General features: G+C 53.1%; 13 protein-coding genes. 10 read left to right on the forward strand and 3 right to left on the reverse strand.

Features of this window, described 5'->3' with window-relative positions; genetic code table 11:
• Positions 1 to 25: 25 nt before the first annotated feature.
• The 10 genes from L215_RS0102775 (at position 26) to L215_RS0102820 (ending at position 17,643) form a co-directional block, all read left to right on the forward strand.
• Complete coding sequence (locus L215_RS0102775; RefSeq protein ID WP_044111650.1) at positions 26 to 5,320, forward strand: hypothetical protein; 5,295 nt, start codon at positions 26 to 28, stop codon at positions 5,318 to 5,320.
• A 535-nt stretch (positions 5,321 to 5,855) separates the two neighbouring features.
• Positions 5,856 to 8,819 carry a putative LPS assembly protein LptD gene (locus L215_RS0102780; protein ID WP_025884111.1) on the forward strand — a complete coding sequence of 988 codons (2,964 nt, stop codon included), beginning with the start codon at positions 5,856 to 5,858 and terminating at the stop codon, positions 8,817 to 8,819.
• 35 nt (positions 8,820 to 8,854) lie between these two features.
• A complete protein-coding gene (locus L215_RS0102785) occupies positions 8,855 to 9,574 on the forward strand; it encodes a rhomboid family intramembrane serine protease (protein ID WP_025884109.1) in 720 nt (239 codons plus the stop codon).
• Positions 9,546 to 10,349 (forward strand): rhomboid family intramembrane serine protease, encoded by an 804-nt coding sequence (locus L215_RS0102790; RefSeq protein ID WP_025884108.1) that lies wholly within the window; start codon positions 9,546 to 9,548, stop codon positions 10,347 to 10,349. Before L215_RS0102785 ends, L215_RS0102790 begins: the two co-directional genes overlap by 29 nt.
• Before the next feature lie 11 nt (positions 10,350 to 10,360).
• Complete coding sequence (locus L215_RS0102795; RefSeq protein WP_027451302.1) at positions 10,361 to 11,530, forward strand: endonuclease/exonuclease/phosphatase family protein; 1,170 nt, start codon at positions 10,361 to 10,363, stop codon at positions 11,528 to 11,530.
• A gap of 660 nt (positions 11,531 to 12,190) precedes the next feature.
• Complete coding sequence (locus L215_RS0102800) at positions 12,191 to 14,401, forward strand: polyribonucleotide nucleotidyltransferase (protein ID WP_027451303.1); 2,211 nt, start codon at positions 12,191 to 12,193, stop codon at positions 14,399 to 14,401.
• Between the two features lie 180 nt (positions 14,402 to 14,581).
• The gene (locus L215_RS0102805; RefSeq protein ID WP_025884390.1) at positions 14,582 to 15,862 is read left to right on the forward strand and encodes an MFS transporter; all 1,281 of its coding nucleotides are present in this window, start codon (positions 14,582 to 14,584) and stop codon (positions 15,860 to 15,862) included.
• Positions 15,863 to 15,899: 37 nt separating this feature from the next.
• The gene (locus tag L215_RS0102810) at positions 15,900 to 16,310 is read left to right on the forward strand and encodes an MliC family protein (RefSeq protein WP_025884389.1); all 411 of its coding nucleotides are present in this window, start codon (positions 15,900 to 15,902) and stop codon (positions 16,308 to 16,310) included.
• A 281-nt stretch (positions 16,311 to 16,591) separates the two neighbouring features.
• The gene (locus L215_RS0102815; protein WP_027451305.1) at positions 16,592 to 17,041 is read left to right on the forward strand and encodes a hypothetical protein; all 450 of its coding nucleotides are present in this window, start codon (positions 16,592 to 16,594) and stop codon (positions 17,039 to 17,041) included.
• A gap of 32 nt (positions 17,042 to 17,073) precedes the next feature.
• Complete coding sequence (locus L215_RS0102820) at positions 17,074 to 17,643, forward strand: cob(I)yrinic acid a,c-diamide adenosyltransferase (RefSeq protein ID WP_025884094.1); 570 nt, start codon at positions 17,074 to 17,076, stop codon at positions 17,641 to 17,643.
• Positions 17,644 to 17,798: 155 nt separating this feature from the next.
• Here the strand turns inward: L215_RS0102820 and L215_RS0102825 are convergent, their stop codons facing one another.
• The 3 genes from L215_RS0102825 to L215_RS0102835 form a co-directional block, all read right to left on the reverse strand.
• Positions 17,799 to 18,404 carry a response regulator transcription factor gene (locus L215_RS0102825; protein ID WP_025884095.1) on the reverse strand — a complete coding sequence of 202 codons (606 nt, stop codon included), beginning with the start codon at positions 18,402 to 18,404 and terminating at the stop codon, positions 17,799 to 17,801.
• A gap of 12 nt (positions 18,405 to 18,416) precedes the next feature.
• A complete protein-coding gene (locus tag L215_RS0102830; RefSeq protein ID WP_027451306.1) occupies positions 18,417 to 19,139 on the reverse strand; it encodes a hemerythrin domain-containing protein in 723 nt (240 codons plus the stop codon).
• 315 nt (positions 19,140 to 19,454) lie between these two features.
• Positions 19,455 to 20,474 (reverse strand): branched-chain amino acid aminotransferase, encoded by a 1,020-nt coding sequence (locus tag L215_RS0102835; RefSeq protein ID WP_025884096.1) that lies wholly within the window; start codon positions 20,472 to 20,474, stop codon positions 19,455 to 19,457.
• Positions 20,475 to 20,494 lie beyond the last annotated feature (20 nt).

Genomic DNA, 20,494 nt, shown 5'->3' on the forward strand with positions numbered 1-20,494 from the left:
TTACACATCCTATGTCTCATACGCTATGAAACGATATAGATACATCACCCTCTCCCTCCTTCTCCTCCTCTTGTCGATCTCCGCGCTCTCTGCGCAGAAGGACTACCAGCGGACTGATAAAGAGACTAACTACTTATTCAAAATAAAGACTACACCCTCTTATTGTCAGAACGACGGTACGATTATGGTCACACTGGCTGATCCAGGGTGGGGCCTCCCGATACCGATTGCTCAGATAGAAAAGGTCGAGTACGATGTCAGGGCTCAGGATGTCAGCTACTCCAAAGTTTATGTGCCTGCTTCAGCACCTACGGATGCATGTCTCATAGAGCAGCTACCAGGGCGTAAAGACTACCGTATCTATGTTAGAATAACGCCTAAAGAAGGAGTGGGCAAGTCTGTTCATTATACTGAAATACCCATTGACATAGAGGTCGAGAACAAGTATGTCGACCTAGCGGTGGTTAAAGAGGAGTTTGATCCGTATCGACTAACCTGTAGGCCTTACGGGCGCTTTCATATCGTAGCGCGAGGCAGTGCGGAGCGTCCCCCACATCTGAACATTGAGGATGCGCCCAAAACCTTTACGGGAGCTAGGAAAATGCAGCCTACTAAGCAGGAGGTTAAGGATGGCTTCGTCCTCTATCACTTTGACTATAACGGAGTATTACCACAGGGTACCTACAAATATACTGTAGAGAGTAAGTGTCGGCGGAATGATCAAGAGAAGTTTGACGTCTACGGTCCTGACCAAGACCTCCCAGAGGTGCCAACGAATCTCAAGATCCCCTTTGGCATCAACATCATGAGTGGTGAGGGTTGCGCCAGTGACATCTCTGAGTTTGGCGCTAACTTTAGTAAGGATAAACCAGAGCTCCGTGAGCTCTTTAAGGAGATCAATAAGGGCCACGATAATAATCCAGAGGCATACTTCCCTGAGTATAGAGATTCCTTCCCCTCTACTTTTATGGCAAACTACGAGGTCGTTGTCGTATCCCAGCAAGAGTATGAGAAGATCCAGCAGGGTACGCTAGACGCCAGCACGCTCCTCTGGAGTAGTCAAACGGGGTCTCTCACAAAGGTTTACGCCAATGACTCGGAGGGCGGTGGTGTCAGTCTCTCTTATAGACTACCTCAGTCGATGTCCCTCCGAGAGCTTGGCACAAAAAAAGCTCTCCCAGGTGCCGTGCTGATACGAGTCAAGCGTCCCAATACGGGATGTACGGATTATATCACTATTCCCATTGCGGTGGACTTAAACTTTCACAAAAGACGCTTTGAGCTCTTGAAGACAGAGAGTACGTTAGACTGTTCGATAGGTCAGATCGTATGGTTCCAAGGATGGAATTTCTGCTCCTTATATATTAAGTACTACGAGCTAGCTGATGGTGAGAGCAAACCAGCTCCTGGAACTAAGCCCGTCCATACTTCAGATGACTTTGGTCCTGCGGTCTCTACTCTGGTAGACAAGCGATATACTTTTGAGGGATATGATCCGACCAAGCGCTACTATGTCGAGCTGGATGTCATCGACCTCTATGGCAAGCCTGTTACCCCCAAGCCCAGCTTGATCCTTGCACCTACGAATGGGAAGCCTGTGAAAAATCGACTATTCGACTTCGGAAACCTCTACGTGCGTCTAGACAATCCGCTCTCTGATAAGATTAATAGACCATTAGATGCCTATCTAGCGCCAGCTTATGGCACAAAACTCTTCACAACTCAGCGAACTTCTCTTAATGCTCTTGCTGGCATGAAGGTGACCCTCGTGAGAGCTCCAGAGGGGTATGAGGAGTTTCAGAAGAGTAGAGAGGATTACTACTATCGCAAGCCTGACCCAACTAAGACTGACACTGAACGTTTCGGAGGTGGTATGATACGACTCGGAGAGACTATCGAGCTCTCCTCGACGTTTACTGAGACTGATGAACGAGAGGAACTTTATCCATTTAGGTTTCTCTATATAGAGGGAAAAGATGGTCAGCGTGTCGTCTATCCCTACAACAAAGAGAATGGAACAGACAACTTGAAGTCTGTTCTAGTCAAGGATGATGCTAAGCTTAAGTATATGTCGGAGCATCTGATGCCGAGGGGCATCTACCGCTTCAAGTTTGAGCACCCTTGTCAGCCGGGAGCGTCTTTCTATATCAATATAGATATGAACGAGCCGAACTTCGAACCTAAGCTTACCGAGCTGATTGATCCAGTCGTAGACTACGTATCCTGTGACGAGGCATATGTCTATCCCTTTGCTGATGGTCGCTTAGACTATGGCATAGATGAGAATGGACGCCCCCGTAATCTTGTGTTTTATGTCACGGGACTCCCTGGTGGAGATTCTAAATACCTCTACTTCTTCCCCTTTGATAGCAAGGGCAATCCGATTGATCATACCAAGTTCTACATCCCTCTTAAGATTAGAGATCTAGATCCTGCCAAACCTAAGATTAATCTACGCTACTTTTATCCACAGTCTACGTACCAATGGATCATCTATGACAAGGGCTCTAATTGGGTCGACTCTGTAGGTGTCGATCAATTTGTCCTCAATGAACTTCAAGGGGGAGGCGACAGCAGATTTAAACTACCGATTTCGGACTACAAACCCGCTGACGATATTGATGACTGGGGTGACGATGGAATGGGCTGGCGATGGCGAGAATGGCCATATTTGCCATGGGTCTCCGTCGATGTACCTATCAATGTGACAAAGGTTATTCCCTCTTATAGCCGTCCTACCTACGTGGGGTATCGCTGCTCCAAGGAGACGGGCTATATGGAGTTTAAGCTGATCAACATTCCTAACAAGACGGGCACCGTGGTTCTCAAGGACGGGGAAACAGTCATCAAGAGCGAAGACATCTCAAAGCTGACTGACCTGATGGTTCGCTGGGATCTTGCTGGTAACCTCAAGAATGAGTACACACTGGAGATAACGACCAGCCCTTGTCCTGGAGGACAAGGCATGCCGACGGAGAAGTTTACTGTCAAGCTTATAGACATCACGGAGGGTATCGAGGTGACGTTCTCTCCACGCAGAGGCCTTTGCCCTGGAGAGACAGTTACCTTGACGGCGAGCAATCTGGGTATCGACAACAAAAACTATACTTGGAAGATTACGAAAGCTGATGGATCGATCGTGTCACGTACAGGTCGTATCGTATCCTGTGATGTGGTGGCTCCCCGTGTAGCATCAGATGGTAAGGCTCACTATAATACCTACGAGCTGACCGTCACAGGGACTAAGTGTGGAGGAGAGCAGTTTGCAGAGGGTATCATCCCCGTGGCTCCAGACGAGCTGTGGTGGAAGCCTGATCTTGACGGTTATGGGACAGGTACGTTGCCCGGTGCTCCGGGTGAGGATGAGACGCCCAACAAGCCTGAGTCCTCAGACGCTAAGTACTATGATTGGCATAACCCCGACAACTGGGTGTTCCTCCACGAAAGAAAGTTTTACCCTGCCAAGGCGGTGCCTACCCGCTGTACCAATGTGCATATCATGAATCTGTCTGAGTTCGATATACCGACTAAACAGGGTACGTTCCGAGCACAGCCGGACTTGGCTAAGGAGGTGACCCTGCGTGACCTTTACGGCGAGCCGACCTGTATCGATATCACCTTCCACTCGGGAGCCTTTGTCTACAATATCCAGCAGCTCAACTACCGACGGGCTATGGTGCGCTACAACTTTGGCGTAGCTAATGCTACAGGAGGCTATGACAGGGACAAGTATATCTACACCGACAAAGAGCACGACACCGATGAGTGGCCTTATGAGCGTAACGAACTCAACCTGCTGGCTGCTCCGCTATACGATATCTATGCGGGTGACTACAGCTTCAGCGCCTCGCCCTATACCTATCAGCTCGGCTTCAAGGCGGTGCCTGGAGTCGATAAGAATGATCAGTATAACGTGGCAACGTTTGACCCCAGCGCCTTCAACGATCCCTCGCCACTACAGTCTATCTCGATGGCGGGCAATAATAACTGCATCGCTCTGGTCGTAGCTAAAGATACTCAGGGCTTTAACCGCAAGAGTAGCACGGTGCCTGTCATCACGCAGCGTCGTGGTATCTTGGAACTGCCTTACTTCGACCGTCCTGACATAGCGAGCTCCTTCTACCATCAGACTTACGATGCTAGCACGGGGCAGACGCGCTTCCAGTACTTCGATGGCAAGGCAAAGCGCTTCCGTGGTTACTACTCGTATGCTCAGCGCAGCAAGATGGCTTACCGCTTTATCTTTGAGGACCCCGCGACGCAGCGTATTCCTAAGCTTGCTGGCGATACCGAGGGTTACACGATGGAAGTGAGCGCTACTGCTGCTGGTCAGGAGGTGATGGTGGGCAATCCATTTATGGCACCGCTAGAGGTTGTTCCTTTCCTAGAGGCTAATAAGGATGTCATAGAGCCTTATGTAAGACTCTTGTATCCTAAGGTAACGAGCTATGATCCACTGAAGCTAGAGGGTTCGATCACTACCTACTACCGAGATGAAGCAGGGAGTATGAAGATTGATCAGCTCGGAGCCTTTGTGGTCAAACTCAAATCTGGTGTCGGACCTAAGGCACAGCTGGTCTTCCCGACGAGTGCTCTCGACTCATACGCTAAGCAACATCCACAGAGCCGTAGCCTACGTAGTACGAGTGGTGACGCGACAGCGGAGACGGCACGCTACCTGTCGCTGACGCTACAGAGTCGCCTCGGCAAGGATCGTGCGCTGGTCGCTTATGGCTACGAGTCTGGCTCGGTCGACAAAATGCTCCTAAGCACGGAGAGCCGCTATCCCTCGATCGCTATCATCGATCCCGCAGGTGGCTCCTATAAGGATCTCTATGCCGACGATGCGGCTACGGATCACTACGGGCTAGCCACACGGGTCTCCGAACCGATCGACGTGACGCTCTCGCTCGCCGGTAGTGTGATGGGACACGTTGTGACGGCTCGTCTGATAGACCACAAGAGCGGTCTGGAGCATGACCTGACGGGTGGTAAGAGTTGCCAGATCAAGCTCTTCCCGGATGACGCTGAGGGTCGTCTGGAGCTACGCGTGGACGGAGACTTTACGTCGGTCGCACCGATGGCTGAGCCTACAGATGAGCTACAGGCGCAGTACAGCGAGGGTATGCTGACCGTCCGCACGACACAGGAGATGTCGTCCTTACGTCTCGTACAGGGTGACGGTATCACGGTCTACACGCAGTCGCTACCTGGACTGACGGAGTACAGCGAGCGTATCCTCCTTTCGTCAGGTAGCTACGTCGTCGAGGCGGTCGGCACGGACGGTGTCGCACGCCGTGCGATGCTCGTCGTGAGATAGCTTTTTAGAGATTAGAGGTTAGAGATTAGAAGTTAGAAACTTATAGATTAGAAGTTGGAGATTAGTAGCTAGAGGCACTGGTACTCGTGGTAGTACTGGTGCCTCTAGTCTTTTTAGCGGGGATCGGAGGAAACGACCGCTTGCGGTCGGACGCATCGTAGCCCCCAGTCGGAGGAGCAAAGCTCCGAACGACTGCGGGGTCAGGAGTGCCACACGAAGCAAGCGACCTCCCCTGTGTGGGAGGTCGGACTGGGACTGTAAGCTTCGTCTAGTCCGACCCACAAGGGGTCGATCTCCTAACACGTCTGCCTATCCATCGGTCGTTCGGGGCTTTGCCCCTCCGACCGACGGCTACGATGCGTCGGACCTCTTGCGAGGTCCTATCCATCGGAATCATCGGAATCATCAGAGGGATCGGAGGTGTCGGAGCGATCGGACGAATAACGGCTGTAGGACGTGTCGTGGCACGCCACTATTTAGTACCTTTGCCTGCGGTTGATGTATCATCATAAGCTTGGTCGCGTTATTATAGCACATGTCTAGCTCTGTCATAGCTTCCCGCTCGCTCGTGCGGCTGCTCCTACTGCTTGTCATAGGGGTGGCGGTCGTGTCGTGTGCGACACAGGTACGACGCACGGAGCCTCCTGCCGCTACGCCGTCACAGACGGCGTCGCCAGACACGGTCGTGGCGGATCTCTCGGCAGATACGACCCGCTTGCTGGATACGCTGGCGACGCCTCAGGACTCGTTGGCAGCGGTCAGCGACAGCCTCGCTGCAAAAGCGGATACGACGCTGGCGCCTGCTGCGACCGATACATTGGCAAAAGATGCCGAGGTGCCTATCGCTGAGCCTGATTCGGTGGAGCTCTTCAAGCTGGAGGCGCCTGTGACCTTCTCGGCTGAGGACTCGCTCGTCATGACGGGGCGCAATGTGATGTACTTCTTCGGCCCTAGCGAGGTCAAGTACCAAAGGATGAGCATCGAGGCGAACTATCTCAAGATCGTCTCTGACAGTTCGGAGGTCTATGCGCAGTATGTGCTAGATAGTCTAGGGCAGCCGACGGCTAAGCCAAAGTTTGCCGATGGGGATCAGAAGTTCGAGAGTACGACGATGAAGTACAACTTCAAGACGGGCCAAGGCTTCATCACGGACGTGACGACCCAGCAGGGCGAGGGCTATCTGACGGCTACGCAGACGAAGCGCCTCAAGGACAATACGATGTACCTCAAGGATGGTCGCTATACGACTTGCGACCTGCACGATCATCCGCACTTTTACATTAACCTGACGCGTGCTAAGGCTAAGCCTGAGGACAAGATCGTCACGGGGCCTGTCTATCTAGTTATGGCAGATGTACCGCTCTACTTGATCGGCTTGCCGTTTGCCTTCTTCCCCTTCAATGAGAAGCAGACCTCAGGCGTCATCATGCCGAGCTACGGTATAGACCAGACACGAGGGCTTTACCTGACGCATGGTGGCCTCTATCTTAACCTCAATGACTACTGGGACTTGACACTCACGGGCGATGTCTATACGAATGGCTCCTGGGCGCTCAATGCGGCGTCCAACTATCGCAAGCGCTATAAGTATAGTGGTAGTGTGCAAGCGGGCTACATATCGACGGTACAGGGAGACAAAGATATCCCCTCGACCTATAGCCGCTCGCAAGATATCTCTCTCCGATGGACCCACTCGCAAGACCCCAAAGCGGATCCGCTACGTAACTTCTCGGCATCAGTCAACTTCTCGACGAGTAGCTACAATCACAACGCTACGCAGGCGGTCTACAACCACCAGCGACGAGCCGAAAATACTAAGGGCTCTAGCATCAGCTACCGACGGAGCTTTGCGGGTATACCGCTCTCGCTGACGGGAGCATTTAACATAGATCAGCGCTCGCGTGACTCGACCATCAGTGTGACCCTGCCGAACCTCTCGCTCTCGCTCTCGACGATCTACCCCTTCAAGCGAAAGAACCGTGTGGGCAAGGAGCGCTGGTATGAGAAGATCTCTTTCAGTTACAACGGCTCGCTACGTAACAGTATCACGACCAAGGAGAATCTGATCCTCAAGAGCAATCTAGTCAAAGATTGGCGCAATGGTATGCAGCACTCGATACCTATCTCTGCCTCCTTTGACCTCTTTAACTATATCAAGATCTCTCCCTCGATCAGCTATACGGCCTACTGGTACACCTCTCGTGTGGAGAAGCAGTGGGACGAGGCGCAGCAGCGGATCGTCGATGCGGACACGACTTATGGCTTCTACCACCTGAATAACTTCAGCGCGTCGCTCTCTGTAAGTACGACGCTCTACGGCTTCTACAAGCCGTGGCGTAAGCTCTTTGGAGATCGTGTGCAGATGATCCGTCACCGCTTCTCGCCCTCGATCTCGCTCTCGTATGCGCCAGACTTTGGCGAGCCCTTCTGGGGTTATTACCGTGAGATAGACTATGTCGATACGCTGGGGCAGGCACACAACTATGTTTACTCGCCTTACGAGCGAGGTATGTTTGGATATCCAGGACGCGGCAAGATGGGGTCGATCAACTTCTCCTTTGACAATAATGTGGAGATGAAGTGGCGCCTGCCGAGTGACTCGACCGCCGTGGAGGAGCAGTTTAAGAAGATCTCGCTCATTGATCAGTTTGGAGTCAGCTTCTCGTACAATATGGCTGCCGACTCCTTCCGCTGGAGTAACATCAATACGAACATAGCACTGAGGCTTACGAAGACCTTCGTGCTACGCCTCTCCGCCTCCTTCGATCCCTACGAATGGAACTACTACACCGACCCGCAAGGCAACGTGAGGCCCTATCGTGTGGACAAGCTGAGGATACTCAACGGACACGGCATCGGTGCTTTCCTCGGTACGGGTACGAGCTTTAACTACACCTTTACCCCGCAGACCTTCGATAAGATCGGTAAGTGGATCGGTGGGCTCTTTAATAAGAAGAAGGGCGCAACGACAACGGACGATGAGACGGCTAAACCTCCTAGCGACGACCCGACAGCGATGGACGGGGACGCTAGACCGGAGAGGGTAGGACCCGACGGCTTGCCTGGTGGAGGCCCTCGCAGCAGCTACAACGAGCGCGACAGCTGGGACGATGATGGATACTTGAAGTTTGACGTGCCGTGGAGCTTCTCCATTAACTATAGTGTCAATGTGGCGCAGGATAGGGAGAAGTTCAACACGCACCGACGAGAGTTTGAGTATAGGTTTATCCAAAACCTCTCTTTCCGAGGACAGCTACAGCCTACGCCGAACTGGAACTTCTCCTTTGATGCCAACTACAACTTCGACTTGAAGAAACTGACGGGTATGACTATCAACATAACCCGAGACCTGCACTGCTGGTCTCTCACGGCTAGTGTCATACCGCTCGGTGCCTACAAGTCATACAACCTCGTGATCGGGGTCAATGCCTCCCTCCTTCGTGACCTTAAGTGGGAGCAGCACAGCCTGCCCACCTACGGTGGCGGTGGCTGGTACTAACTCCCTACACAACGCAACGATTAGAACATAACGCTATGCACTCATTTGATACAACCCGCCGGATACAGATCCCGCCTGTGACGCTCAATCTGCTCATCATCAACGTGCTTTGCTACATCGCTCAGCAGGTACTGCCCCGTGTGGGGATCGACCTGACGGGGCTCCTCGGGCTACACTACGTGACGGCTCAGGACTTTCACATCTGGCAGCCGGTGACCTATATGTTCCTTCACGGGAGCTTCACGCACCTCTTCTTCAACATGTTTGCGCTCTTCATGTTTGGCGTGGCGATCGAGCGAACTTGGGGTGCTAAGCGGTACCTGCTCTTCTACCTGGTCTGCGGACTGACGGCTGCGCTCTCGCAGGAGCTCGTCTGGGGCTTGACGACTGTCCGAGAGGTGGCGGGATATGAGGTGATCGCCTTCCCCGATGGCTCTCGCATGGCTACGGAGCTCTTCGTCAATAAACTCCTGACGATAGGCGCTTCGGGGGCTGTCTTTGGGCTCCTGCTCGCCTTCGGCTGGCTCTACCCGAATGCGGCGATCTACCTCTTCTTCATCCCCATACCGATTAGGGCTAAGTACTTTGTGATCGGCTACGGCGTGATCGAGCTCTTCCTCGGGGTGGCTAATATAGAGAGCGACGTGGCGCACTTCGCCCATTTGGGCGGAATGCTAGGCGGTCTGCTCCTCATACTGCTATGGCGTAAGCAAGGCAAGCTGTACAATGCTTCGGGAGAAACCTATTACTACTAATCAGCGACTGCTCTGGGGCATCACGCTCCTGCTGGTAGCCTTTTGGTTGGTGGACTTCATCGTTTGCCAGCTACCCTCGCCACTGCCCACTCGGTGGACGCGTGGGGTGGTGGACCAGCTATATCTCTCCTGCTCGCTGGAAGCTCTGTGGCGTAGACCCTGGACGATCGTCACCTATACGCTCCTGCACAATAGTGGCTTGCACCTATTGCTCAACCTGCTCCTACTCTGGCTCTTTGGCGAGATGCTACTCCGTCACAGCGGATGGAGACAGTTCGTCTGGAGCTATCTCGGGGGAGCGGTCGTAGGTGGTATAGCCTTCGTGCTCTGCACCTCGCTGCTACGTGCTGGCGGGGTGATCCTGCTGGGGCTGCCCCTCGTGGGAGCTTCTGCATCGGTCATCGCTCTCGTAGGCTACATGGTGGGGGCTGCTCCTCGTGCGGAGATGCCTTTACCTTTGATCGGCTCGCTCCGTGTATGGCAGGTGGGGCTATTCGTCTTCTTGCTCCTACTACTTGCCTATGGAGGGTACAATGTAGGCGGACTGATCGCTCACCTGGCTGGGGTCTTGTGGGGCTGTGGCTTAGGGCTGTACCGCCGTCGGCGACAGCGCTCGGCACGACAGCAAGCGACGCTACAAGATGCTCAGACGGCACGCTACCAGCAGCTCCTAGATAAGGTGCAGCAGTCGGGCTATCAGAGCCTATCCGATGAGGAGCGCGAGCAGCTCATCGAGCACAATAATCAGTGGCTCGACCAGTCGGGTCACAACTAGTCATGCACTCTATGGATAGCACCACACCTTCCCCCGCACCTCGTAAGACGAGCCCGCAAAGCCCAAAGAAGCCGCGTACCCTCTGGGGGATGATCCGTGGCTTCTGGCACACCTTCGTCTCCTTTGCTAATCTGCTCCTCTTGCTGCTCTTCGCGGGAGCCTTGCTGAGTCGCTACATTTCGCCGACGACCATTATCCTCTCGGCTTATCTGGGGCTGCTCTTTCCTCTGCTCTTCGCACTGGTCGTCTTGCAGGCGATCTATTGGTTTGTCATCCGTGCCTGGAGTCGCGCTGCGATCAATACGGTCATGCTCCTCTTATCCCTGCCGACGCTCCTTCTGTACGCTCCGCTACGAGCACGCCAGACGCAGCCGATAGATCGTGAAAACTGGATTAAGGTGGTGAGCCTCAATGCAAATGCCTTCCAGTTTACCAAGCTAGGGGCACACGATCAGCACGCCACCACAGAGTACCTGGCTAAGAGCGATGCCGATATTATCTGTCTGCAGGAAGCATGGCTCAGCTCCAACAAGTCAAAGTATATGTCGGAGCGTAGTCTGCGCCACATCCTGAGCGACTATCCCTATTACAGCTCGGCCTATGCGGTCAAGGATCACGGCAGTCGTCTCATCGTACTCTCTAAGTACCCCATCCTATCGACACGTCCTATAGATCTGCACTCCGATTTTAATGGGGGAGCGGTCTTTACGATCCTCGTCGGGGAGAAGAAGTTAATCCTGTACAATCTGCACCTTGAGTCTTTTGGCTTTACAAAAGAGGAGCAGGCGCACTACTTTCAGCTAGCGCAGGAAGTCAACCCAAAGGGCTTCACGCAGGCTGTCGGGGGACGCTTTTCGCCAGCCTTCAAGCGTCGTGCTCAGCAGGTCGAGCAGATCTATCAAGACATCAACTATCAGGAGTCGCCCTACCTGCTGGTCTGCGGAGACTTCAACGATACGCCGATCTCCTACACGCATCACCGTCTTTCGACCGGTCTGCACGATGCGATTGCGACGACTGGGCGAGGTACCAACTACAGCTACTACTTCAAGTCGCTCATCGGGGTGCGTATCGACCACATGCTCTACAGCGACCAGATCGTAGCGCGAGCTGCCCATGTGGATCGCTCCGCGAATATCTCGGACCACAAGCCGATCATCTGCTACTTCAAGCTGAAGTGACGGAGCGTGAGGGGCGCAGTTTGCAGGGTCGGCGCATTGTAACCCGTTTTATAGAAGCTACACGTGACGATAACTAGAAAATAGACGGTTCTAGTATCGCTACAGAGTGGCTACGGGACCTCGCTGATTACACCTTCCCTCCGAAGAGAGACTGTTGCATAAAGGCGAATCGCTGTGTTGCTTTCGGGATTCGGCTTCGGTCACATACGGAGGTATGCTCCCTTCAGACCTCACCCTCAGCGCCTTGCGCTTCATCCTTTATCAAAGTCAGGGCAATCTTGCAAGCAAGATTGTGAGACTGTTGACTTTTGCAACAGTCCCGAAGAATGGAATCCCTACCTAGGAATTTGCCAAATAGCTACCTAGGAATTGCCCCAATTCCTACCTAGGGAATAAAAAATTCTTCGGAGGAATCAAATGAAACTTCGGAGGAATCAAAAAATAAGTCCGAAGAATTTGCCATTTCCTAGGTAGCAAATCAAAAATATCTACGGAGGAATTTGGGCAATTCCTAGGTAGGAATTGAAACGAGCTCATTTTTATCATGCGTTAACTCTAGAGCAGTATGCGATAATTGTTGCTATCTGCTTTAGTTTTCGTAACTTTGGACGATTTTATCGAGGTATAAGACAAATAGAACTAAGTAATCAGACGATTTTTATGATCAATCCGGTCAACAAGACAATCAGCCTCCCCGATGGTCGCACGATTACCATCGAGACGGGCAAGCTTGCTAAGCAAGCCGACGGTGCTGTCACCGTCACCATGGGCTCTACCGTACTACTCGCAGCTGTGACGGCTGCCAAGGAGGCTAAGCCCGATGTGGACTTTATGCCACTACAGGTAGAGTACAAAGAGAAGTATTCAGCCATAGGTCGCTTCCCAGGAGGCTTCACACGCCGTGAGGGACGCGCCTCAGACTATGAGATATTAACCTGCCGACTGGTGGACCGCGCACTGCGTCCACTCTTCCCCGATGATTACCACGCAGAGGTTTATGTGAACATTATCCTCTTCTCCTCTGATGGGGAAGATATGCCAGACGCACTTGCTGGACTAGCAGCTTCGGCAGCACTGGCGGTCTCTGATATTCCTTTCGGAGGTCCTATCAGTGAGGTGCGCGTAGCGCGTGTTGATGGCGAGTTTGTCATCAATCCTACCTTCGCACAGCTAGAGCATGCAGACATTGATATGATGGTCGCAGCAACGCTCGACAACATTATGATGGTCGAGGGCGAGATGGAAGAGGTCCAGGAGGAGGAGATGCTCGAGGCTATCAAGGTGGCTCACGAGGCTATCAAGGTACAGTGCCAGGCTCAGCTAGAGCTCTCGGAGGCTGTCGGTAAGATGACCAAGCGTGAGTACCCTGCTGAGGAGCAGGACGAGGAGCTGCGTGACCGTATGCAGCGTGAGCTCTACGACAAGATCTACAAGGTAGCTACGGCTGGCACCGACAAGCATGCTCGTGGCGACGCTTTTGAGGCGATCGTTGAGGAGTTCAAGGCGCAGTTTACCGAAGAGGAGCTAGAGGAGAAGGGCATGATCATAGACCGCTACTACCACGATATGGAGAAGGCGGCTATGCGTCGTATGATCCTCGACGAGGGCAAGCGTCTCGATGGTCGTCGCACCGATGAGATACGTCCTATCTGGATCGAGACCGACTGCCTGCCTGGTCCTCACGGATCGGCTATCTTCACACGTGGTGAGACGCAGTCACTATCTACTGTGACGCTCGGCACCAAGAGCGATGAGAAGCTGGTCGACGATGTACTTAACTACGGCAAGGAGCGCTTCCTACTACACTACAACTTCCCACCCTTCTCCACAGGCGAGGCAAAAGCTTCGCGCGGTATCAGCCGTCGTGAGATAGGACACGGAAACCTAGCACACCGTGCGCTGAAGCGTATGATCCCTGAGGACTATCCTTACGTGATCCGCGTGATGAGCGACATCCTTGAGTCCAACGGGTCCTCCTCTATGGCTACGGTCTGCGCTGGTACGCTCGCTCTGCGTGATGCGGGTGTCCAGATGAAGAAGCCAGTCTCTGGTATAGCTATGGGTCTCATCAGTGAGAACAAGGGTACCAACTACGCTATCCTCTCTGACATCCTAGGCGACGAGGATCACCTCGGCGATATGGACTTTAAGGTAACTGGTACGCGCGACGGTATCACTGCTACGCAGATGGATATTAAGGTAGATGGTCTGAGCTATGAGATCTTAGCAAAGGCTTTGGCACAGGCTAAGGCTGGTCGTCTCCACATCCTAAATAAGATCGAGGAGGCACAGCCTGAGGCTCGTCCCGACATGAAGCCTCATGCACCACGCATTGAGACGCTCCGCATCGGCAAGGAGTTCATCGGAGCTGTCATTGGCCCGGGCGGTAAGATCATCCAGGGTATCCAGGAGAAGAGCGGCGCTACGGTCAACATCGAAGAGGTGGACAACTATGGTATCGTCGAGATCAGTAGCTCCAACAAGGAGTCTCTCGATGCTGCTCTGGCTATGGTACGTGGCATCGTCGCTACCCCGGAGGTGGGCGAGGTGTACAAGGGTACCGTCTCCTCAGTGATGCCGTACGGTTGCTTCGTGCAGTTTATGCCAGGCAAGGATGGTCTGCTCCACATCAGCGAGATAGACTGGAAGCGCTTTGCTACGATTGAGGAGACAGGTCTTAAGGAGGGCGACACGATCGATGTCAAGCTCATCGAGATCGATCCCAAGACTGGCAAGTTTAGCCTCTCGCACAAGGCACTCCTACCTAAGCCCGAGGGCTATGTAGAGCCTGAGCGTCGTCCACGCCGTGAGCGCCGTGACGATGGCGAGCGCCGTGAGCGCCGTCCCCGTCGTGAGCGTCATGAGGACTAGACAATAGAGACTAGAGCTGCAGTGCCGCTGTACAAAGCGCTCTAGTAGGACTAAAAATAAAAGAGGTCACCAACCGCAAGAGCCTTCTGCAACCTTTGCTGTGAGCATGTGATGCGAGAAACTTGTGCTTGGTGACTTCTTTTTCTATAACTTTGCAGCGGATTAGACAAGTTGGTCCCTATGCCGACCCATTCGATAGAAAATAAGCCGAACTATCTCGGCCCCTTTATAACTATGGTGATCATGATGACCGTCATCGGCTTCATCACGAGCATCAATCAGCAATTCCAAGCACCTATCCAGAGCGCCTATCTGCACTCGGCAGGAGCCTGGACCAATAGCTTTACGACGCTACTTATCTTCGCCTTCTTCCTCTCTTACCTAGTGCTAGGGCCTACCTCAGCACGCTTTGTGGAGCGACACGGCTACAAGATGACCATCGTCAGGGGGTTGCTTTTGTTGGCAGGAGGCATCCTACTTTTCATTCTCTCGGCGCTGCTCTTCATGCGCACCTCGATCTGGATCACCCTCTCCGAGACGGTGCAGCTACCGGTGAGCTACTTCATCTTTCTCCTCGGCTCCTTCGTCTGCGGTGCGGGTATCACCTTCATGCAGTCGTCGGTCAATCCCTATCTCATCGCTTGTGCTGTCCCTGGTACTTCTGCCGTGCAGCGGCAAAACATCGGGGGCGTGGGCAACTCGACGATGACTATGCTGGCGCCACTCTTCGTCTCGATGGTTATCTTCGGCGGGGTGGCTGACCTCAAGGACGTAAAGATCCAGGAGGTGATCCTCCCGATGACGATCCTGATGGGTGTCGTTCTGGTCCTCTCTTACGTAGTCAAGCGACTCCATGTCCCGCACATCGAGGGGACGACTAGCGACGAAGATGCTCAGGTGAGCTTCAAGACGGTGTGGCGCATACCACGTGTGCGGCTCGGCTGCATAGCGCTCTTCTGCTATGTCGGTGTCGAGGTCTGCATCGGTGCTAACATCATCCTATACGGTAAGGACGACCTAGATCTGAGCTATAAGACCGTCGCTCTCTACGCAACGCTCTACTGGGCCGCTATGCTCTTGGGTCGCTTCGTCAGTAGCTTCCTCAGCCGTGTGACTGACCGCAAGCTACTATGGAGTACGACGCTCCTCTCTGCGATCCTTATCCTGATCGCCGTCGTGACCAATCAGCCTTACTGGCTCATCGCCGTAGGACTTTGTCACTCGGTCATGTGGGGCGCTATCTATTCGCTAGCTCTCAAGGGGCTAGGGAGCCTCGCCACGAGAGCTTCCGGCGTACTCTTGATGGGACTCATCGGTGGGGCACTCTTACCCTTCCTCCAGAGTGTGCTGGCAGACCTCCTCGGAGGCTATCACTATACATGGCTCCTCGTCGTAGGTGGCGAGCTGTACATGCTTTACTACGCCTTGCTAGGCTCCCGCTTTAAGGAGTCGCAGGCATGATCAATCGGATCTATTCACTTTAATCAATCATATGAATATGAAAAAGTTTATGCTAATCGTAGCTGCTGGTCTAGCACTAGTAGCTTGCAACACGGAAAAGAAGGACGCAACGGTTACTACCGTAGACTCTACCGCTATGGTTGTAGAGGCTCCTGTTGTCGCTGAGCCCGAAGTCTTCAACTACGCTACCGCTGATGGCAAGCAGCACTTTGAGCTGACCGTCACTGGCGAGAACCGTGAGAATGCAACGCTCAAGGATGTCGAGGGCAACGTCGTCTACGACATGAAGATCGCTCAGAGCGCTGACGGTGCTAAGTGGGAGAGCGAGGATGGTCACTCTTTCTGGACGAAGGGTGATACTTTCACCTTCTTCGAGGGTGACAAGCAGCTCTGCGAGGGCGCTCTAGTCGTAGAGGCTCCTGCTGCTGAGGCTCCTGCAGCTAAGTAATCTTAGCTCACAACGGAATAGACATGCGAAGGCAAGCTGATGTTTCATTGGCTCGTCTTCGCATGACTCTATTATGAGACTGTTGCAAAAGTCAACAGGCTCACAATCTTGCTTGCAAGATTGTCTAGACTTTGCAGAAAGGATGAAGCGCAAGGCGCTGAGGGTGAGGTCTGAAGGGAGCATACTCCCGTATGTGACCAAAGCCGAATCCCGAAAGCAACACAGCGATTCGCCTTTATGCAACAGTCTCATTATATAAGTAATGATCTTCTGACCATACGATGGTAACCGCTCTCCAGCGCTGGTGGACTTCGCTAGGGCATGGCGTCCACTCGCCGACAGCCTTTCGGCTTATCACGCTAATCCTAGATCAGCGTGGTGTAGCGTACTATCCAGCGCATCGGGCGGCGCTCCACGATCTGGATCATATGCTGGATCATCGTCAGAAGCAACTAGCTCTCCAGCTACTCCATCAGTGGCCACTCATGCAACTGGTCACGCAGTACGACGAGACGCTCTCCTACGACCGTGCGCTGATCCTATGGCAAGACGCAACGCTAGCCGAGATGCCGTGGGGCACAGGCTCCATCCTGTGGCATGTCGGACGAAAGGTACCGCCCCCTTTTCGCCAGAGAGAGGCGGGCATGATGGTCGACTACGGCGCTGGACAGCTACTCTTCCTAGACCATAAGCTGCCCTGCCAAAACTTCTGGACACGCATCAGACATTAACCCTACTACCTACTCAAAGCAACCATACAACTATGAAGAAAAGCCCCGTATATACCCGCCGTGGTGACGATGGTACCACAGGACTCGTCGGCGGTACACGTATCTCTAAGGGACACATACGTCTCGAGTGCTACGGCACGGTCGATGAGCTCAACAGCCACATCGGCGTCCTCCTCGCTGAGGAACTGACAGACGAGACGCACGACTTCCTCCTCCGCCTGCAGCATATCCTCTTCAACGTGGCTGGCAGTCTAGCTACCCCTCCCGATCAAGAGGAGTACCTCGCAGCCATGCGGATAGACCCCACAGATATTGAGAAGCTGGAGCATAAGATCGACGAACTAGACGCTACGCTCCCTCGTCTCAGAGAGTTCGTCCTCCCCTCGGGTGGTCGCACGGCTGCGCTCTGTCACGTCTGCCGCACCGTCTGCCGTCGTGCCGAGCGCAACATCTACCGCCTCCGTGAGGAGAGCCGTGTAGATGATCTGATCGTTCGCTTTGTCAATCGTCTGAGCGACTACTTCTTCGTCCTCGCTCGCACCGAAGCGCTGCGGACCTACGGCTCAGAAGTTACCTGGAATAGAGGCTACAGCACGCTGTAGACGAAGAGAGATTAGAAGTTAGAGGTTAGAGATTAGAAGTTAGAGATTAGAGACTAGCTAGTGTCTCTAGCGCTCCTAGTGCCACTAGTTCTTCTAGAAGCTAATCTCTAACTTCTAACCTCTAACTTCTAATCTCTAACCTCTAACTTCTAATCTCAAATCCCCTTCGCCTCGTCCATCGAGATGAGGTTGTTCATCAGGGCGTAGATCGTCAGACCGCTAGGTGAGTGGATGTCTAGCTTGGCGGCTATGTTGCGTCGGTGTGTCACCACCGTGTGTGGGGATAGGTGGAGCACATCTGCTATCTCCTTATTGGTCAGCCCACGAGCCACCCATGTGACCACCTCGCACTCTCGCTGCGAGAGCAGAGTTTGCTTTGACTCTTCGCTCTCCATCGGCTCCACATCAGGTTGTTCAGACTCTTGGATATGCTGTATGAGGCTCTGCGGATCAATCGTCGGTAGGCAGACGAAGCTGTAGCCTTTGTAGAGATCCTCTGGGAGGAGATTGTGATTGATCGCTACGATGGTAGCCTCCTTACCTGTGGGGAGCAAGTCTGGACTGTACTGTATGCCCGTCAGGAGCGGGTTGGCAATGATGATGTCAGGTGCGATAAATGTGATATGCTGTCGCAAGGCATCGGGATCGAGTAGGTCCACGCATATCTGTACGGAGGAGTCGGGGAAGCCTCTCCGTAGTGCTAGTTGCAAGCCATAAGCAAGGAGCTTATGAGGCTCGATGATGAGTATCGTGTGTTGCATCCGTTGGGTCGTTTATGCGTGTCTATTGCTGGCTTGGAGCGTCTCTTCCTTCTGCTTGATGAGCGGTACGAAGAGACAATCCTCGATATGGTTGTGCCACATCAGGTCACTCTCGGTGGTAAAAAGCTCGTGCAGCACATTTGTCAGCGCATAGTCTCCCATCGACTGATAGTACTTGATGAGGATATTCTTGAGATCCGTGATCTTCATCTCTATATGGTCGTGTCTACTCTCGAACTCATCGATCGAGTAGCCCTTGTCGCGCTCACCCTTGAGCAGACGATGCACGTAGGGAAAGAGCACCTCGTCCTCGTATCCCATATGCTTGTGCACCTCCTCAACATAAGCATCGTAAAAGCGGTGAATCAAGGCAGCCACCTCTGGCGATCCCCCCTCGACAGCGGTGAAAAGGTTCCCTCGCAGATCGGGGAGCTTGTAGTCTAGGAAGTAGTGGTGCGACCGCTGCAGGTAAGCGATGAGGGACTCTGCCGAGATCTCTTGTAGTAGTTCCTCGGGGATCGTGTCGGACTGCGTCGTCAGCATGTTGACGACAGCTAGGAGCGTATTCGTGTCCACACCATTGGCTTGACACACCTCATCCACGCTCTTGTCGCCGAAGCCTAGGGGGATGCCAAAGCGGGTGATCACCATGAGCAGGTCATAGTGCGTCAGGATCAACTTACTCAGAGAGGTCTGAGCGTCGAAGGGATGGTTTAGGAGGGTGGGAGGATTCATGGGTAGAATAGTTTTTAGAATAAGTGTGTCGCTATTACTAGCTAGATAGTATGAGCAAAGGTACAAAGGATTCGCAAATCACCCTATACCTATCAATAGGTAGAGGGGAGAGATTAGAAGTTAGAAGTGAGAGGTTAGAGATTAGAGGTTAGAAGTTAGAGATTAGATCATTCTGATGGTTCCGATAGCTCTGATAGCTCTGATAGCTTTCTCTCTCTCTCTCTCTCTCTAAATCAAAAAAAGCGCACCCAGCATCGATGCTGAGCGCGCCTTTTCTTGTGTTGCGTCTCGTGATAGGCGAGACGAGAAACTTATTTAGTCTAGTATGGTGACCCAGCCGTGTGTATCGGGCTCGTCGCCGTACTGGATGCCACGTAGCTTGTTGTAGAGCTTCTCGCAGATAGGACCGGGCTTGCCATCCTTAGAGATCTGGTAAGTCTTGTGCTCATCGAGATCGTCGACACGTAGTATCGGGCTGATGACAGCAGCCGTACCGCAAGCACCAGCCTCCTCAAAGGTAGCTAGCTCCTCCTCAGGTACATGACGACGCTCCACCTTCAGACCTAGATCCTCAGCAAGCTGCATCAAGCTCTTGTTCGTGATAGAGGGTAGGATAGAGGTAGACTCCGGCGTGATGTACGTGTTGTCTCTAATGCCGAAGAAGTTGGCTGGACCGCACTCATCGATATACTTCTTCTCCTTAGCATCCAGGAAGAGGCAAGCACTGTAGCCCTTCTCGTGAGCCAGGACGGTAGGTACCATACCAGCGGCATAGTTACCACCCACCTTGATCGTACCCGTACCTAGAGGAGCCGCACGGTCATAGCCACGCATGATAGCCATAGGTGTAGGCTTGAAGCCCTCCTTGAAGTAGGGTCCTACAGGAGATACGAAGACGATAAAGAGATACTCAGGAGCAGGCTTGACACCTACCTGAGCACCCAGACCGAGTAGGAGTGGGCGGATGTAGAGCGAAGCACCACTCTCGTAGGGAGGTACGTAGTCCTTGTTGAGCTCGACAGCCTTCTTGACCGCCTTGATAAAGAGCTCCTCAGGTACGGGAGCCATGACGACACCCTCAGCTGAGCGGATCATACGCTTAGCATTCTCCTCGACACGGAAGAGACGTATCTTACCATCCTTGCCACGGTAAGCCTTGAGACCCTCAAAAGCCTCCTGGCCGTAGTGCAGACAGGTAGCACCCATGTGTAGCGTGATCGTCTCCTCCGAAGAGACCTCTAGCTCGCCCCACTTGCCATCACGATAGTAACAGCGCACGTTGTAATCGGTCTTGAGGTAACCAAACCCCAATGATGACCAGTCCAAATTCTTCATACTATATATAGGTAATAAAG

Source organism: Porphyromonas uenonis DSM 23387 = JCM 13868, assembly GCF_000482365.1.
In the GTDB taxonomy this organism is placed as follows: Bacteria; Bacteroidota; Bacteroidia; order Bacteroidales; family Porphyromonadaceae; genus Porphyromonas; species Porphyromonas uenonis.

What these genes read in the sequence shown, in the direction of transcription:
- L215_RS0102805 (WP_025884390.1), top strand. Translation starts at nt 14,582, where the DNA reads ATGCCGACCCATTCGATAGAAAATAAGCCGAACTATCTCGGCCCCTTT.
- L215_RS0102835 (WP_025884096.1), bottom strand. Translation starts at nt 20,474, where the DNA reads ATGAAGAATTTGGACTGGTCATCATTGGGGTTTGGTTACCTCAAGACC.
- L215_RS0102775 (WP_044111650.1), top strand. Translation starts at nt 26, where the DNA reads ATGAAACGATATAGATACATCACCCTCTCCCTCCTTCTCCTCCTCTTG.
- L215_RS0102830 (WP_027451306.1), bottom strand. Translation starts at nt 19,139, where the DNA reads ATGAATCCTCCCACCCTCCTAAACCATCCCTTCGACGCTCAGACCTCT.
- L215_RS0102790 (WP_025884108.1), top strand. Translation starts at nt 9,546, where the DNA reads ATGCTTCGGGAGAAACCTATTACTACTAATCAGCGACTGCTCTGGGGC.
- L215_RS0102780 (WP_025884111.1), top strand. Translation starts at nt 5,856, where the DNA reads ATGTCTAGCTCTGTCATAGCTTCCCGCTCGCTCGTGCGGCTGCTCCTA.
- L215_RS0102810 (WP_025884389.1), top strand. Translation starts at nt 15,900, where the DNA reads ATGAAAAAGTTTATGCTAATCGTAGCTGCTGGTCTAGCACTAGTAGCT.
- L215_RS0102820 (WP_025884094.1), top strand. Translation starts at nt 17,074, where the DNA reads ATGAAGAAAAGCCCCGTATATACCCGCCGTGGTGACGATGGTACCACA.
- L215_RS0102795 (WP_027451302.1), top strand. Translation starts at nt 10,361, where the DNA reads ATGGATAGCACCACACCTTCCCCCGCACCTCGTAAGACGAGCCCGCAA.
- L215_RS0102785 (WP_025884109.1), top strand. Translation starts at nt 8,855, where the DNA reads ATGCACTCATTTGATACAACCCGCCGGATACAGATCCCGCCTGTGACG.
- L215_RS0102815 (WP_027451305.1), top strand. Translation starts at nt 16,592, where the DNA reads ATGGTAACCGCTCTCCAGCGCTGGTGGACTTCGCTAGGGCATGGCGTC.
- L215_RS0102800 (WP_027451303.1), top strand. Translation starts at nt 12,191, where the DNA reads ATGATCAATCCGGTCAACAAGACAATCAGCCTCCCCGATGGTCGCACG.
- L215_RS0102825 (WP_025884095.1), bottom strand. Translation starts at nt 18,404, where the DNA reads ATGCAACACACGATACTCATCATCGAGCCTCATAAGCTCCTTGCTTAT.